The sequence below is a fragment of the Halomonas dongshanensis genome (assembly GCF_024790395.1).
Classification (GTDB): Bacteria; Pseudomonadota; Gammaproteobacteria; order Pseudomonadales; family Halomonadaceae; genus Vreelandella; species Vreelandella dongshanensis.
The window spans coordinates 14,373-29,358 of record NZ_JAJISC010000012.1 but is presented as its reverse complement, the minus strand read 5'-3'; the positions used below and the strand labels follow the sequence as shown (position 1 = coordinate 29,358).

The 14,986-nt window shown below is 62.2% G+C and carries 13 protein-coding genes and 1 rRNA gene; 4 read left to right on the top strand and 10 right to left on the bottom strand.

Annotated features, from left to right (window positions below; all coding sequences use genetic code 11):
* Positions 1-115: ribosomal RNA gene (gene rrf, locus LLY24_RS18255) — 5S ribosomal RNA — on the top strand.
* Positions 116-309: 194 nt separating this feature from the next.
* Positions 310-1,659, top strand: coding sequence for a deoxyguanosinetriphosphate triphosphohydrolase (locus LLY24_RS18250; protein WP_259037749.1), 1,350 nt, complete (start codon positions 310-312; stop codon positions 1,657-1,659).
* 6 nt (positions 1,660-1,665) lie between these two features.
* Here LLY24_RS18250 and LLY24_RS18245 read toward each other — a convergent pair whose 3' ends face one another.
* From LLY24_RS18245 to tkt, 9 genes are all read right to left on the bottom strand, one after another.
* A complete protein-coding gene (locus LLY24_RS18245) occupies positions 1,666-2,574 on the bottom strand; it encodes a nuclease-related domain-containing protein (RefSeq protein ID WP_259037748.1) in 909 nt (302 codons plus the stop codon).
* A gap of 51 nt (positions 2,575-2,625) precedes the next feature.
* A complete protein-coding gene (locus LLY24_RS18240; protein WP_259037747.1) occupies positions 2,626-3,000 on the bottom strand; it encodes a translation initiation factor Sui1 in 375 nt (124 codons plus the stop codon).
* A 9-nt stretch (positions 3,001-3,009) separates the two neighbouring features.
* Positions 3,010-3,726, bottom strand: a complete 717-nt coding sequence (locus LLY24_RS18235; protein ID WP_259037746.1) for an HAD family hydrolase — start codon at positions 3,724-3,726, stop codon at positions 3,010-3,012.
* Positions 3,727-3,915: 189 nt separating this feature from the next.
* Positions 3,916-4,980, bottom strand: coding sequence for a class II fructose-bisphosphate aldolase (fba, locus tag LLY24_RS18230; RefSeq protein WP_259037745.1), 1,065 nt, complete (start codon positions 4,978-4,980; stop codon positions 3,916-3,918).
* A gap of 88 nt (positions 4,981-5,068) precedes the next feature.
* On the bottom strand, positions 5,069-6,238 hold the full coding sequence (locus LLY24_RS18225; RefSeq protein WP_259037744.1) for a phosphoglycerate kinase: 1,170 nt from the start codon (positions 6,236-6,238) through the stop codon (positions 5,069-5,071).
* A gap of 59 nt (positions 6,239-6,297) precedes the next feature.
* Positions 6,298-7,341, bottom strand: coding sequence for a type I glyceraldehyde-3-phosphate dehydrogenase (locus LLY24_RS18220; protein WP_259037743.1), 1,044 nt, complete (start codon positions 7,339-7,341; stop codon positions 6,298-6,300).
* A 75-nt stretch (positions 7,342-7,416) separates the two neighbouring features.
* Positions 7,417-8,136, bottom strand: coding sequence for an LrgB family protein (locus LLY24_RS18215; protein ID WP_259037742.1), 720 nt, complete (start codon positions 8,134-8,136; stop codon positions 7,417-7,419).
* Complete coding sequence (locus LLY24_RS18210; protein WP_259037741.1) at positions 8,133-8,489, bottom strand: CidA/LrgA family protein; 357 nt, start codon at positions 8,487-8,489, stop codon at positions 8,133-8,135. Before LLY24_RS18210 ends, LLY24_RS18215 begins: the two co-directional genes overlap by 4 nt.
* A gap of 8 nt (positions 8,490-8,497) precedes the next feature.
* The gene (tkt, locus tag LLY24_RS18205) at positions 8,498-10,489 is read right to left on the bottom strand and encodes a transketolase (protein ID WP_259037740.1); all 1,992 of its coding nucleotides are present in this window, start codon (positions 10,487-10,489) and stop codon (positions 8,498-8,500) included.
* Positions 10,490-10,705: 216 nt separating this feature from the next.
* On the opposite strand from tkt, the gene metK reads away from it, so the two are divergent.
* Both metK and ligB read left to right on the top strand, forming a co-directional pair.
* A complete protein-coding gene (gene metK / locus LLY24_RS18200) occupies positions 10,706-11,926 on the top strand; it encodes a methionine adenosyltransferase (protein WP_259037739.1) in 1,221 nt (406 codons plus the stop codon).
* Between the two features lie 256 nt (positions 11,927-12,182).
* A complete protein-coding gene (gene ligB, locus LLY24_RS18195) occupies positions 12,183-13,841 on the top strand; it encodes an NAD-dependent DNA ligase LigB (RefSeq protein ID WP_259037738.1) in 1,659 nt (552 codons plus the stop codon).
* On the opposite strand, the gene LLY24_RS18190 is transcribed toward ligB, so the two are convergent.
* Positions 13,842-14,777: an AEC family transporter gene (locus tag LLY24_RS18190; RefSeq protein WP_259037737.1), complete on the bottom strand. Its 936-nt coding sequence runs from the start codon at positions 14,775-14,777 to the stop codon at positions 13,842-13,844.
* Positions 14,778-14,986: the final 209 nt, after the last annotated feature.

The window sequence follows — 14,986 nt, the reverse complement described above, 5'->3', positions numbered from 1 at the left end:
CTGACGACCATAGCGTTCGGGAACCACCTGATCCCATGCCGAACTCAGTAGTGAAACCGCTCAGCGCCGATGGTAGTGTGGGGCCTCCCCATGCGAGAGTAGGTCATCGTCAGGCACTTATATAGCAAACCCCGAGTACACATGTGCTCGGGGTTTTTGCTGTGGGTGGAATAAAAGCAGCGGGACAAGAGAGCGAAGTAAAAGGGCCAGATAAAGGACTAGATAAAGGGCTAGGTAAAGGGCTAGATAAATCAGCGCGCGTGGCGGCCACCTATGCCAGAATGGTGGGTTCAAGGAGGACGCTTACCCATGACTCAATCGCGCGCCACGAACGAAATGTGTTGGGAGCAGCTGCTGTCGCCGCAGCGTCTGCACGACAAGCGCTCATCAACGAGCCGTGAAATCGGCCGTAGCCCCTTTCACAAGGATCACGACCGCATCGTGTTTTCGGGGTCTTTTCGGCGCTTGGGGCGCAAGACCCAGGTGCACCCGCTCACCGAAAACGACCATATCCATACCCGCCTTACCCATTCGCTCGAAGTCGGCTGCGTTGGTCGCTCGCTGGGTATGAGCGTAGGGGAACTTCTGCGCGAACGCCTGCCCGAATGGATCACACCAGCGGATCTCGGGGTCATCATCCAGACGGCCTGCCTTGGCCACGATATTGGTAATCCTCCCTTTGGGCATGCGGGCGAATACGCCATTCGTGACTGGTTTCAGCGTGCCGAGCGCAGCGGGCTTTTGGATGGCCTCTCAGCCGCCGAGCGGCAGGACCTGCTCACTTACGAAGGCAACGCCCAGGGCTTTCGCGTCATCACTCAGATCGAGTACAACCAGTTCAATGGCGGTATGCGGTTGACGGCGGCGACGCTCGGTACGCTGCTCAAGTATCCCTGGACCGTGCCGTACGGCGGCGACATGGGAAAGTTCAGCTGCTATCAATCCGAACAGGCGTTGCTTGCCCAGGTGGCCGAGGCGGTTGGATTGCTTCCTCAAGGTGATCAGCGTTGGTGCCGCCATCCTTTGGCCTGGCTGGTCGAGGCGGCCGATGACATCTGCTACGCCCTGCTCGATCTCGAGGATGGTCTAGAGATGGGCATTCTGCGCTACGAAGAGGTCGTCGATGTTCTGCGTCAGATCGCCGGCGAGCTGCCCCCCGAGTATGCGGGCATGCAGGCGCGACGGGTATCGCAGCGTCGGCGTATCGCCCTGCTGCGTGGTGCCGCCATGGAGCGCGCGGTAAACGAAGTGAGCGCGGTCTTCGTCGAGCACGAGAAGACGCTGCTTCAAGGTGGCCTGGAGCGTGATCTACTGGAGCTATGCCATCCTGAGCTGGGCCACGGTGTGCGTGCCGCCAAGCAGCTGGCTCGCGAGCGCATCTTCCAAAACGAGCGCAAGGCCAAGCTCGAGATTGGCGCCTATACGACGCTGGGTATTCTGCTGGAAGCCTTCATCGGTGCCGCCTTCGAGCTGCACCACACCGGCGAGCTATCGTTCAAGCATCAACGGGTACTGGCGTTGATCGGTGAGAACACTCCTGATGCCTCTTGGACGCTTTACGATAGCTACCGGCGAATGCTGGACTTCATTGGGGGGATGACCGATCACTACGCGGTCGATCTAGCGCAAGAGATGGGCGGGCGGCTGCGCGGCGACTAGCCGCGCTTACACCGAGGGCTGGCTCAGGTGCTTGAGCTCCATCAGCCGCGCCCGCTCCATGAGCAGAAAGATGATCTTGTCGTGGATGGGGGTACTAAGCTCGCCTGGTTTGAGATCGAGCAACTGCTTGGAGAGCCGCTCGCCGCTGACCACCAAAATATCGCCTGCGGCGTCGCTGGTATCGATCTCCCAACCCGGCAGTACCAGCACGCCACGTACCGGCACGGGAACGCCACAGCGACGCTCCAGCCATTGGGAAAGCCAAGCAGCCGCCTGACGCGTCTTGAGTAGCGGTCGACGCTCGTTCCAGTGGGGGAAGCGCAGCCGTTCGCGCTCCACCGCCACGCTCTTTAGCTCTTTGCCGTTGGAGCCGATGGCGCGTGTTCGCGCGCGCGTCTCGACGACGAAGATACCGTGCGGGGTGACCACGACGTGATCGATGGTGAAGCTATCGGTGGGTACGTCATGGAAAACGTAGTAGGGGTGCGCTTCGGGGTGGACGAGCCGCGATAGCTCCTGCCCCACCGCCAGCTCGCAAGCAAGGCCCAGCTTGAGGCGACGGATACGCTGGTAGTCACGGATCAATAGCAGCGAGAACGCCAGCACCAGCAATGTACTGAGCAGGCCATACAGCGCCCATTCGAGCCAGTCCTGGCGATGTACGAAGAGCATGCGCCCCATACCATAAACCAGCGGCGCGAGGCTCACGATAGGGCCGAGAGCACCGTTCAAAAACAGACTAGAGAAAGCTTTGTCCAGCCGTCGCCTTAGTGCTTGGCCGGGTTCACGAAGAGGCGCATCGAAGGGCGACTCAACGCGCGCATCGTGCAGGCTACGTAGCGCCAGCACAATGCCGCCCATGGCGGCCATGGGAAAGAGAAAGATCAGCGGTAGCAGGTATTCGAGCCATGCCATGAAGGTGTATTGCCCTGTTTCGACGAGCGCCTATGTCGACGAACGTTTGTCCTAGCCTCCGGCCAGTTTGACGCGATATCCCATTTCGCTCAAGGCAAGCTTCAGGGTATCGCGGTGATCGCCCTGGATCTCGATGACGCTCTCTTTGAGTGCGCCACCGGTGCCGCAGCGTTTCTTGAGCGTTTTTGCAAGCGCTTTGAGTTCGTCTTGGGGCAGCGGGACGCCGCTGATGGTGGTCACACCCTTGCCTTTACGTCCGCTGGTTTCGCGCCGGATGCGCACGATGCCATCGAGCGCTGCCAGGCGATCCTGTTCTTCGCTATCCTCGCAGCGGCAAGCCGCAACGGCTTCGCGGCAGTCAGGGCAGGTCTTGCCCTGATCGGTCGAATAGACGAGACCACCGAGTTGGTCGCGCAGTGACGCCATGGGTTGCTCCTAGCGCAGGGAAACGGCGTGCTGGACGGGTCGCTGATAAAACGCCGGCGCCGTCCAGCGCTCTTGGGTCAGCCGTTCTACCACGCCTGGAAGCGCGTGCATACTCTCGATCATGATCGCGCCCTCGGGCGTAGGCTCGACCTCGGGGAAACGGTTGAGGTGCACCACCGTCATGCCCGCTGCTAGCGCAGCGCGTACGCCGACGAGTGCATCGTCGATGGCGATACAGTCGCTAGCGGCAAAGCCCATGATGCTCGCCGCGTGTAAGTGCAGGCAGGGTTCGGGCTTCCAGCAGTTGGCGGTATAGGCGCTGAACAGACGATGGGCGAAATAGTCGCTAAGGCGCGTGGCGGCCAGCGCCGAGCGGATCTTGCTTTCAGGACCATTGGAGACGATGGCATTGGGATGCGCCGAGAGTGCTTGTAGTGCCTCGACAGCGCCATCAATGGTGGTCAGTTCGGTGGCCATACGCTTGGCCAAATTGGCCCGCATGGCGGCCTCCATGGCCGCGATTCGCTCCGGCGCTACTTGGCCATGGCGTGCCTGCAGGGAGGCGACGATATGACGAAAGCGCGCCCCGCGAAATTCACCCAGGTAGTCACCCGGCGCAAAGGGTAGGCCAATGGCATTGAGGCCAACGGCCATCTCTTCGGCAAGTAGGGGTTCGCTATCGACGAGTGTTCCATCGCAATCGAACAGCAACAGGGGGAGGGGCATCGATGATCCTTGCAGCCTAAGCGCTGCGGCGTCGGTCAAAAGTCAACCCGACTATTGAACGAAATTTTTTTTACTTTGTGAACACTGTTTTGTAACTTTTTTACGAATGAAAAGGGCGCTTTGAATGCAAAAAAACGAAGGCGGCCTTTGGGGCCGCCTTCGCTATAAGGTTAACGCGCGCAGTGACGCTTATTTAACCTTGGGGTCGAGCTCGCCGCTGGCGTAGCGCTGATACATCGCTTCCAGGTTGATCGGCTTGATCTTGCTGGCATTACCCGCCGTGCCGAAGGCCTCGTAGCGCGCGATACACAAATCACGCATGGCGCTTACGGTCTCCTTGAGGTACTTGCGCGGATCGAACTCGGCCGGGTTCTGCGCCAGGAAGCGGCGTACGGCACCGGTAGAGGCCAAGCGCAGGTCGGTATCGATGTTGACCTTGCGCACGCCGTGCTTGATGCCCTCGACGATCTCTTCGACCGGCACGCCGTAGGTTTCTGGGATCTCGCCGCCGTACTGGTTGATCACCTCGAGCCACTCCTGGGGCACCGAAGAGGAGCCGTGCATGACCAGGTGGGTGTCTGGAATACGCGCATGGATCTCTTTGATCCGCTGGATCGAGAGCGTATCGCCCGTCGGCGGCTTGGTGAACTTGTAGGCGCCGTGGCTGGTCCCGATGGCGATGGCTAGGGCGTCGACCTGAGTCGCTTTGACGAACTCAGCGGCCTCTTCCGGATCGGTCAGAAGCTGCTCCATGTCGAGCTTGCCTTCGGCGCCGATGCCATCCTCTTCCCCGGCCATGCCGGTTTCGAGACTACCCAGGCAGCCGAGTTCGCCCTCGACCGAGACGCCACAGGCATGCGCCATCTCGACGGTGCGGCGGGTGACATCGACGTTGTAGGCGTAGTCGGTAGGCGTCTTGCCGTCTTCACCCAGCGAGCCGTCCATCATCACCGAGGAGAAGCCGAGTTGAATGGAGCGTTGGCATACCGCAGGGCTGGTGCCATGGTCCTGGTGCATGACTACCGGAATGTGCGGGAACTCCTCGACCGCCGCCAGAATGAGATGGCGCAAGAAGGGCGAACCCGCGTACTTACGTGCGCCTGCCGATGCCTGAACGATGACCGGTGAGTCGGTCTTGTCGGCGGCTTCCATGATGGCGCGCATTTGTTCGAGGTTGTTGACGTTGAAAGCCGGGATGCCGTAGCCGAACTCAGCGGCGTGGTCGAGCATCTGGCGCATGCTGATCAGAGCCATGTGTCACCTTATCCATGTCGTGATGAAAAAATCGTATCGACTCCCGGCGCGCAGCACCGGTACGTCGTTCTACTGCGTCCGAGTCCGTTTAGTTACGCTCGGCAGCCGCCTCGAGGGCGGCCACGGCGGGCAGCGTTTTGCCTTCAACGTACTCCAAGAAAGCACCACCGCCGGTCGAGATGTAAGAGATACGCTCACCGATGGCGTACTTGTCGATGGCCGCCAGAGTATCGCCGCCGCCTGCAATGGAGAAAGCAGCGCTATCGGCGATGGCGTGCGAGATCACCTCGGTGCCCTTGCCGAACTGATCGATCTCGAAGACGCCGACCGGCCCGTTCCACAAGATCGTGCCCGCTTCCTTGAGCATGGCGGCAAGCGCTGCGGCGGTCTCGGGACCGATGTCCAAAATCATCTCGTCGTCACCGACTTGATCTACCGGCTTGACCGTTGCCGTCGCCGACTCGGAAAACTCGGTCGCGACCACCACATCGGTGGGCAGCGGAATGGTCGCGCTCTGCATCAGCGCCTTGGCTTTATCGAGCAGGTCGGCTTCGTAGAGCGACTTGCCCACATTGTAGCCTGCTGCGGCGATGAAGGTATTGGCAATGCCGCCGCCGACGATCAACTGATCGCACTTGTCGGCTAGGGCGTTGAGCACCTCGAGCTTGGTCGAGACTTTGGAGCCGCCGACGATTGCCGCCATCGGCCGTTTGGGCGAGGCCAGCGCCTGCTCCAGGGCATCAAGCTCTTGAGCCAGCAGCGGGCCAGCGCAGGCGTGCTTGGCAAAGCACGCCACACCGTGGGTGGAGGCTTGGGCGCGGTGGGCGGTGCCGAAGGCGTCCATGACGAAGACATCGCATAGCGCCGCGTACTGCTGGGCTAACGCTTCATCGTCCTTTTTCTCACCGGCGTTGAAGCGCACGTTTTCGAGCAGTACCACCTCGCCTTGGGCAACGTCGACGTGGCTATCAAGGTAGTCGCTCACCAGGGGCACCGAGCGTTCGAGCAACTCGCCCAAGCGCTTGGCGACCGGCGCCAGCGAGAACTCCTCGGCGGCTTCGCCTTCGGTCGGGCGGCCCAAATGGCTCATCAGCATGACGCAGGCGCCCGCCTCGGTGGCGGCCTTGATCGTGGGCAGCGCCGCGCGCAGGCGCGCATCGCTGGTCACGCGGCCATGCTTGATCGGCACGTTGAGATCTTCGCGAATCAGTACGCGCTTACCTTCGAGAGGCAGGTCGGTCATTTTCTGCACGTTCATGTGAGCGATTTCCTTGTTTCCATGCAATGCGTGTCGGATAGCCGTTAATGAGTGCGCGCCTAACGAGAGAGCTGCTCTGGCTGGGTGGCTAGGCGCAAGCCAATGTCGAGCATGCGGTTGGCAAAGCCCCACTCGTTGTCGAACCAGCATAGTAGCTTGATCAGTCGCGTACCGGCGACGCGCGTCTGGGTGGCATCCAGAATGCCAGAGTGCGGGTCGTGATTGAAATCGATCGATGCCATGGGTGCTTCGGTGTAGCCCAGCACTCCTGCTAAACGATCGCGGCTGGCCGCCTGGAGCAGCGCATTGACCTCGGTGGCCGTGGTGTCGCAGCGCACGCTAAGGGCCAAGTCCATGGCCGAGACGTTGATCGTGGGAACGCGCACGTGCAGGCACTGAAAGCGCCCCTCGAGATGCGGCATCAAGCGGCTGATACCCGCCGCGAGTCCGGTATCCACCGGCACGATGGACTGCATGGCCGAGCGCGTCAGACGCAAGTCGGTTTGGTGATAGGCATCGATCACCGGCTGATCGTTCATCGCCGAGTGAATGGTGGTGGTAACGCCATGCTCGATCCCCAGTGCCTCGTCGAGCACGGTCAGCAGCGGCACCAGGCAGTTGGTGGTGCAGGAGGCAGCCGAGAGCACGCGCTGATCATGGCTGAGTTCGGCCTCGTTGATACCCCAGACGACGGTGGTGTCGACATCGCTCTCTGCCGGTTGGGAAAACAGTAAGCGCCGCGCGCCCGCGCGCAGGTGGCGCTCGGCGGTGGCGCGGTCTTTGAAGCTGCCCGAGCACTCCATCACCAGATCGATATCCAGCGCCGCCCAGGGCAGACGATCAGGATCGGCTTCGCAGAGCACGCGGATACGTTGGCCGTTGATCACCAAATGCTCGCCGTCGCTCTCTACCGTACCGGGAAAGCGCCCATGCGTGGTGTCGTAGCGGGTGAGATAGGTGATGGTGGCCAGGTCGGAGAGCTCGTTGAGGGCGACGATATCGAGCTCGGGGTGACCGCGCTCGATGAGTGCTCGCAGCACGCACTGACCGATACGTCCGTAGCCGTTGATAGCGATGCGCAGCGGGCGAGTAGCGTCAGCCATAGCGAGAGAATCCACGACCAGAAAGAAGAAAACGATAATGAGGGCGGTTACTTTTCGCCTCGATCATAACGTAGATCAGCCGAGCCCGCCTACGAGATGCCAAGCCAGCGGTAGCCAAAGGGCAGTGAAAATACCCGTCAGGCTCATACCCAGCGAAGCAAAAGCGCCCGCCGTGGGGCTTAGGTCGAACGCGCGTACGGTGCCAATGGCGTGGCCGTTGAGCCCCAAAGCAAAGCCGATCAGGCGGTCATCGCTGATGCGTAAAAGCCGTGCTGCCAAGCTCACCAACGGGATTGCCGTCACTCCGGTGATCAGCAAAGCGCCCATCAACAGCGGCACGCGACCACCGAGCTGCTCGGTGATGCCAATGGCGATGGGGGCGGTGACCGACTTGGCGGCAAGCGACGCCAGCACCTCAGGGCTTGCCCCGAGTAGCCAAGCGATACCCAGCGCGTAGAGCGCCGCCAACGTGGCGGCGAGGGGCAGGCAGACCACCAGTGGTCGCCACAGCTCGACGATGCGTGGGAGCTGCTGATAAAGCGGCATACCCAACGCTACCGTTGCCGGGCCAAGCAGGAACGTCAGCCAGCTGGCGCCCTGCTGGTAGATGGCATAGGGCAGCCCAATGAGAGCAAGAAGGCCCGCCAGCAAAACGGCGGAGAGCAGAATCGGCGGTAGCCAGCTGGGTTGCTTCAAACGCCGGTAGAGCGCGTTACCTACCAGGTAGGCCGCCAGCGTCAACACCACCGCCAGCAGCGGCGTTGAAGAAAGGCGGGTAAGCAGGGCATCGGTCATGGCGTGCGTTGATCCGTTGGCGTTAGCCGTTTGAGCAGCCATAGTGTGGTCACCACGCTTGCCGCCGTGCCCAGCACCAAGGCGCCGAAAATCGCCAGCCACTGCCCGGCAAGCTCGTCGGCGATGAAGAAGACGCCGACCACGCCGGGCATGATCAGCATAGCCAAAAGCCCAATCAGTGGCTGCGCGGCAGCAGCAATGCTGGTGGGCACTCGCTGGCGCTGAATTAGCAACGCGCAGAGCAGCAGCATGCCAATGACGCCGGAAGAGATGGGAAGGGCGGTGAAGTGAATGATCACTTCACCGCCAAGCCATAAGCCCGTTAGCCAGAGAAAACCGGTGAGCGCGGGCACTCGGGTAATTAGCCGAGCAGGGCGTTGGCCTGTTCGAGCACGTTATCGACGGTGAAGCCGAAGTGCTTGAACAGCTCACCCGCCGGTGCCGATTCACCGAAGGTGGTCATGCCAATGATGCGACCATTGAGGCCTACGTACTTGTACCAGTAGTCGGCGTGGGCGGCTTCGATGGCGATACGCTTGGTCACTGCAGCGGGCAGTACGCTCTCACGGTATTCGGCATCCTGACCGTCGAAGCGGTAGGCGGACGGCATGGAGACCACGCGTACCGCGCGCCCCTGAGCGGTCAGCGTCCCGGCGGCTTCCATGGCCAGTGCGACCTCTGAGCCGGTAGCGATCAAAATCAGCTCGGGCGTGCCGTCGCACTCCTTGAGCACGTAGCCGCCGCGCTGAATGTTGGCCAGTTGGGTCTTGCTGCGCTCCTGGTGGGGCAGGTTCTGACGCGACAGCACCAGCGCCGTGGGGCCGGAGTGGCGCTTGACCGCTGCGTCCCAGGCGGCAGCGGTCTCGACCGCATCGCAGGGGCGCCAGGTGCACAGGTTTGGCGTCGTGCGCAGGCTGGTCAGCTGTTCGATCGGCTGGTGGGTGGGGCCATCTTCGCCAAGGCCGATGGAGTCGTGGGTGAAGACGTAGATGGCCTGCTGACCCATCAGCGCCGCCATGCGAACGGCGTTGCGCATGTACTCCATGAAGATCAGGAAGGTGGCGCCGTAAGGAACGAAGCTGCCGTGCAGGGCGATACCGTTCATGATCGCGCCCATGCCGAACTCGCGTACGCCGTAGTGCAGGTAGTTACCGCTGGCGTCGTCGGCGCTGATCGCCTTGGCCCCTTTCCAGAAGGTCAGGTTGGAGGGGGCGAGGTCGGCGCTACCGCCGAGCAGTTCGGGCATCTGCGGGCCGATGACGTTCAGCGCCTCGAAGGAGGCCTTGCGCGAGGCGATGCTCTCGCCTTTCTCCTGGGACTGCTGGATCAGCGCCTCGGTGGCGAGCTCGGCGGGCAGTTGGCCCTTCAGGCGGCGGGTGAATTCACGCGCCTGCTCGGGGAAAGCCTCGGCGTAGCGAGCAAAGCGTGCCTCCCACTCCTGCTGGCGCGATTTACCCTTGGCGCGTGCGTCCCAGGCGGTGTAGATCGGCTCGGGAATATGGAACGGCGCATGCGGCCAGTCGAGCTGCTTACGTGCCAGAGCCACTTCGTCGTCGCCCAGCGGCGCGCCGTGAGACTCTTCCTTACCCTGCTTGTTGGGCGAACCGAAGCCGATGATGGTCTTGCAGATGATCAGGCTCGGCTTGTCGGCGTTGGCCTTGGCAAGCTCGATAGCGGCCTGGATCTCATCGACCTTGTGACCGTCGACGTTGGGTACCACGTGCCAGCCGTAGGCCTCGAAGCGCTTGGCAGTATCGTCGGTGAACCAGCCCTCGACCTCGCCATCGATGGAGATGCCGTTGTCATCGTAAAGCGCGATCAATTTACCCAACTGCTGAGTCCCGGCAAGCGAGGCCGCTTCGTGGGAGATACCCTCCATCACGCAGCCGTCACCTAAAAAGCACCAGGTGTGGTGGTCGACGATGGTGTGGCCTGGGCGGTTGAACTGTGCCGCTAACGTCTTCTCGGCGAGCGCCATGCCGACGGCGTTGGCAAACCCCTGGCCCAGCGGCCCGGTGGTGGTCTCGATGCCCGGCGCGTAGCCGTATTCGGGGTGGCCGGCGGTGGGCGAGTGCAGCTGGCGGAAGTTTTGCAACTGCTCGAGGCTCAGTTCGTAACCGCTCAGGTGCAAGAGCGAGTAGAGCAGCATCGAGCCGTGACCGTTGGAGAGCACGAAGCGGTCCCGGTCGGCCCATTTGGGGTCTTCGGGATTGTGCTTCAAATGATCGTTCCACAGCACCTCGGCGATGTCCGCCATCCCCATGGGGGCGCCGGGGTGGCCGGACTTGGCCTTCTGAACGGCATCCATGGACAGGGCGCGAATGGCGTTGGCCAGCTCAAAACGGGACGGCATGGGGTGCTCCTCGCCTGAAAACGTCAAGTAAAGGCGCCATTGTCGCCGACTTCGAATGCATCGGCAAATTCTGGGAAGCGAGCGCAACAGCGTGTAGACTCTGCCTCCCGAAACGGCGGTGCCGTTTTCCCATGCGGGCAGGCGAGACTCCTGCCATTGATTTCCTGCTGACGCCGCGGTGAGGGTGCCGCCGTCATACAGAGGGTCGAGAGCGCGATGAGCGAATATTCCCTGTTTACCTCCGAGTCCGTCTCCGAAGGACATCCCGACAAGATCGCCGATCAGATTTCCGATGCGGTGTTGGACGCCATCATCGCGCGTGACAAACAGGCGCGTGTCGCCTGCGAGACCATGGTCAAGACCGGGGTCGCGATCATTGCCGGTGAGATCACCACCTCCGCCTGGGTCGATCTGGAGACGCTGGTGCGCGAGGTGATCAACGACATCGGCTATACCTCCTCGCAAGTAGGCTTCGATGGCGCCACCTGTGGCGTCATCAACCTGATCGGCAAGCAGAGCGTAGACATCGCTCAGGGTGTGGACCGCACCAAGCCCGAAGACCAGGGCGCGGGCGATCAGGGCTTGATGTTCGGCTACGCCACCAACGAAACCGACTCCTTCATGCCTGCGCCGATCCACTACTCGCACCGTTTGGTCGAGCGTCAGGCGGAGCTGCGCAAAAACGGCATGCTGCCGTGGCTGCGCCCGGACGCCAAGAGCCAGGTCACTTTCCGCTACGACGGCGAAGGCAAGCCTTGCGGCGTCGACGCCGTGGTGCTCTCCACTCAGCACGACCCGGAAATCGACCAGGACGAGCTGCGTAAGATGGTGCGCCGCGAAGTCATCGAGCAGGTATTACCTGCCGAGTGGCTCACCGACACCACCCAGTACCACATCAACCCGACCGGCAAGTTCGTCATCGGCGGGCCGGTGGGCGACTGCGGCCTGACCGGGCGTAAGATCATCGTCGATACCTACGGCGGTATGGCGCGTCACGGCGGTGGCGCCTTCTCGGGCAAGGATCCGTCCAAGGTCGACCGCAGCGCTGCCTATGCCGGGCGCTACGTAGCCAAAAACGTGGTCGCCGCGGGCCTAGCCGACAAGTGCGAGATCCAGGTGTCGTACGCCATCGGCGTCGCCGAGCCCACGTCGGTCTCCATCGACACCTTCGGCACCGGCAAGATCGCCGATGCCAAGATCGTCGAGCTGGTTCGTAGCCACTTCGATCTGCGTCCCTACGCCATCACCACCATGCTTGATCTGCTGCATCCGATGTACCAGCTCACTGCCGCCTACGGCCACTTCGGTCGCGAGCCCTTCGAGCACAGCTACGCCTGGGTCGACGACAAAGGCGAAGAGCACGTCGAGACCTTCACTGCCTTCCCGTGGGAGAAGACCGACAAAGCTGCCGCCCTGCGTGAGGCTGCTGGGCTCTAAACGCTGCTATAAACGCGCTTGAGAAAGCGCCGCTAGCGTTGACGGCCCGTGCTACGAAAGCGCCCCTTTGGCATTGTCAGAGGGGCGCTTTTTCTTGCACGCTGCTTGGGGGTACGCGTATGCGCAGCGACCCAGCGGTAGAGTCCAGTAAGCCAAGCAGATAAGAGATGATCAGAACCGATAAATACAACGATCAGCGCAGGGGGGCAGTATGGGGCGAGGAAGGCAACGGACCAGCAGGTGGCGCTGGCCAGGTATGGCATTACTGCTTTGCTGGGTAGGCGAGAGCACGTGGGCGGCGTGTCCAACATGGTCCACCGAGCGCTTAACTCAAGAGACCAGCGCCCTAGCCGCAGACATTTCCCGTTGGGATCGCATCTACCACGACGAAGGGCGTTCGGAGATCGAGGATACGCTCTACGACCAAATGCTGGCGCGGCTTGACGAGTGGCGTGCCTGCCTCGACGACGCCACCCCGCATACGCCGCTGACCGCCCTCGATGAGCACCACGACGCCCGCGCGCATCCCGTTGCCCAAACCGGCCTTGCCAAAGGGGATGGCGAGGAGGTGGCGCGTTTCATGGCGCGCCGCGATGCCCTCTGGATTCAGCCCAAGGTCGATGGCGTGGCAGTGACGCTGCGCTATGAGAAGGGCGAACTCATCCAGGCCGTCAGCCGCGGCGATGGCGCACGCGGCCAGGACTGGACCGCCCGCGTCCAAGCGCTTCCTGGCGTTCCTCAGCGCTTGCCTGAGGCGCGCTCCGTCGTGTTACAGGGCGAGCTTTATTGGCGCTTGGAAAACCACGTGCAGTCAGAGGGCGATAGCGGCGCACGGGGGCGGGTGGCGGGTGCCATGGCGCAAGTGGATCCTTCGATTGACGTGCGTGAAAGCGTAGGGCTCTTCGTCTGGGACTGGCCCGATGGCCCTGAAACGATGACAGCACGCTTGGAAGGTCTGACCCGCTTGGGCTTCGATACCGCGCGCTACACCCATCCCGTTACCACCTTCGACGAAGCGCGCGACTGGCGTGCGCGCTGGTTCGAGTCGCCGCTGCCCTTCGCGACCGACGGCGTAGTGGTCAAGCAGTCGCAGCGAAGCGACGATTACGTCTGGGCCAATCGCCCGCCGGACTGGGCGATGGCGTGGAAATATCCCACGCGCCTGGCGCTTGCCCAGGTACGCGGAGTCGAGTTTCGCGTCGGCCGCACCGGGCGCATCACTCCGCTGCTCTGGCTCTACCCCGTTGCGCTTGAGGGGCGCACCATCCGACGCGTTTCGCTTGCCTCGCTCACGCAGTGGCAAGCGCTCGACCTGCGCCCGGGCGATCAGGTCAGTATCACTCTCGCCGGGCTGACGATTCCCCAGCTCGATAGCGTGGTCTGGCAGACACAAACGCGCGTGCCGCTCGAGACGCCTGACGCCGACAATTACCACGCCCTGAGCTGCCTTAGACTCACGCCCGACTGCGAAACGCAGTTTCTTGCCCGGCTCGTATGGCTAGGTGAGCAGCTCGATATGCGCGGCGTTGGGGAGGGTACCTGGCAGGCGCTAATGGATGCGGCGCTTGTCGATGATCTCACCCGCTGGCTGGCGCTCGACCCGGCCACGCTGGCCCAGGCCCACGGTATCGGCGATGCCCGTGCTGCCGCACTACATCAAGCCTTCGCCCAAGCGCTAACGGCGGACTTCGATGCGTGGCTGCGCGCTTTGAGTGTGCCACCGGGCGGTGACGAAGCGGGGGCATCCTGGCAGATGTTGGCCGAGCGCTCGGCAAGCGACTGGCAGGCAATCCCCAATGTGGGCCCGGTGCGCGCCGAAGCGCTGACGGGCTTTTTTACCCACCCCGAGCTTACCCGTATGGCCATCGAGCTTGGCGAGCGTGGCGTCGAGGGGTTCCCTTCGTCTAGCGGCTAGTCAATCGAGTCCCGTCAAACGTAGCATGCCCATGAGATAGAGCGGGATCAGAATCGGCGCCAGCAGCGTGGTCACCAGCACCGCCAAGGCGCCCTTTTGCGGCTGGATGCCGAGCTCCATTGCCACCACCACCACGTTGGCCGCCATCGGCACCACACCCAGCAGCAGTATGGCCAGGGCCATGTCGCTTGAAACCGGCGCGACACGCTGCAGCGCCAGCACGGCAATAAGCGATACCAACGGCCAGAGCACGTAGCGAAGCGCCACGCAGGCGAGGACGAAGCGAGTGTCCCACGCGGCAAGCGTGACCTGGCTCAGAGTCATACCGATGATCATCATCCCCAGCAAGGTGTAGGCTGCCGGAAACACCGCAAGACCATCCTGTAACCCAGCAGGGAGCGTTACGCCGAGCGCGCTAAGCAGAAGCGCCAGCCCAAAGGCGTAGATCAGCGGCATGCGCGCCATCTTGATCACGCTCTCGCGCACCGAAAAGTGGCCACGCGCGCTCAAATAGAACCCCACAGTGAACTCGTAGACGTTGATGCCTAATAGACAGAACAGATAAAGCGTCACGCCTTCGGGCGAAAGCAGTACCAGCGCCACCGGAAGCCCAAAGTAGCCGGTGTTGCCGGTGCCCGACGAGAACGCCAGCAGTGCCGCTTCGTGGGCGCCGAAGCGCGATTGCGCCAAGCGCTTGACTGCCAGCGCCATTAGGCTGGCAACCACGAAGGCGCTGAACGTGAGGAGCAAATAGCCAGGATTGGCGCCGCCATTCATCAGCGCCCGGAAAATGGTGAAGGGGGCGACCATGTAGATCAAAAGCGTCGCAATGGGCCGAGGGTCGATCTTAAGCCGCCGCGCCGCCAGCCACCCAAGGCCCACGTAGCCCAAGAGCATGAGAAGCGGTGCCAAAAGTGCCGCAGGCGAAATACTCATGGCTCGCCTCCAGTGCGTAAACGGTCAGCGAGGGCGGTAGCCAGAAAAGCGTAAAAGACGGTCATGAAGGAGTCAGTGCACGCGCGTGGTGAGAGATATCGCGCTCAAGTGTGCGTAGGGTCATGCAATATGACAACAGCTATAAAAGCGCACGATAAAAAACGCCTCGCAGATCAAGACCTGAGAGGCGCTAAGTGTACCGCCAAATA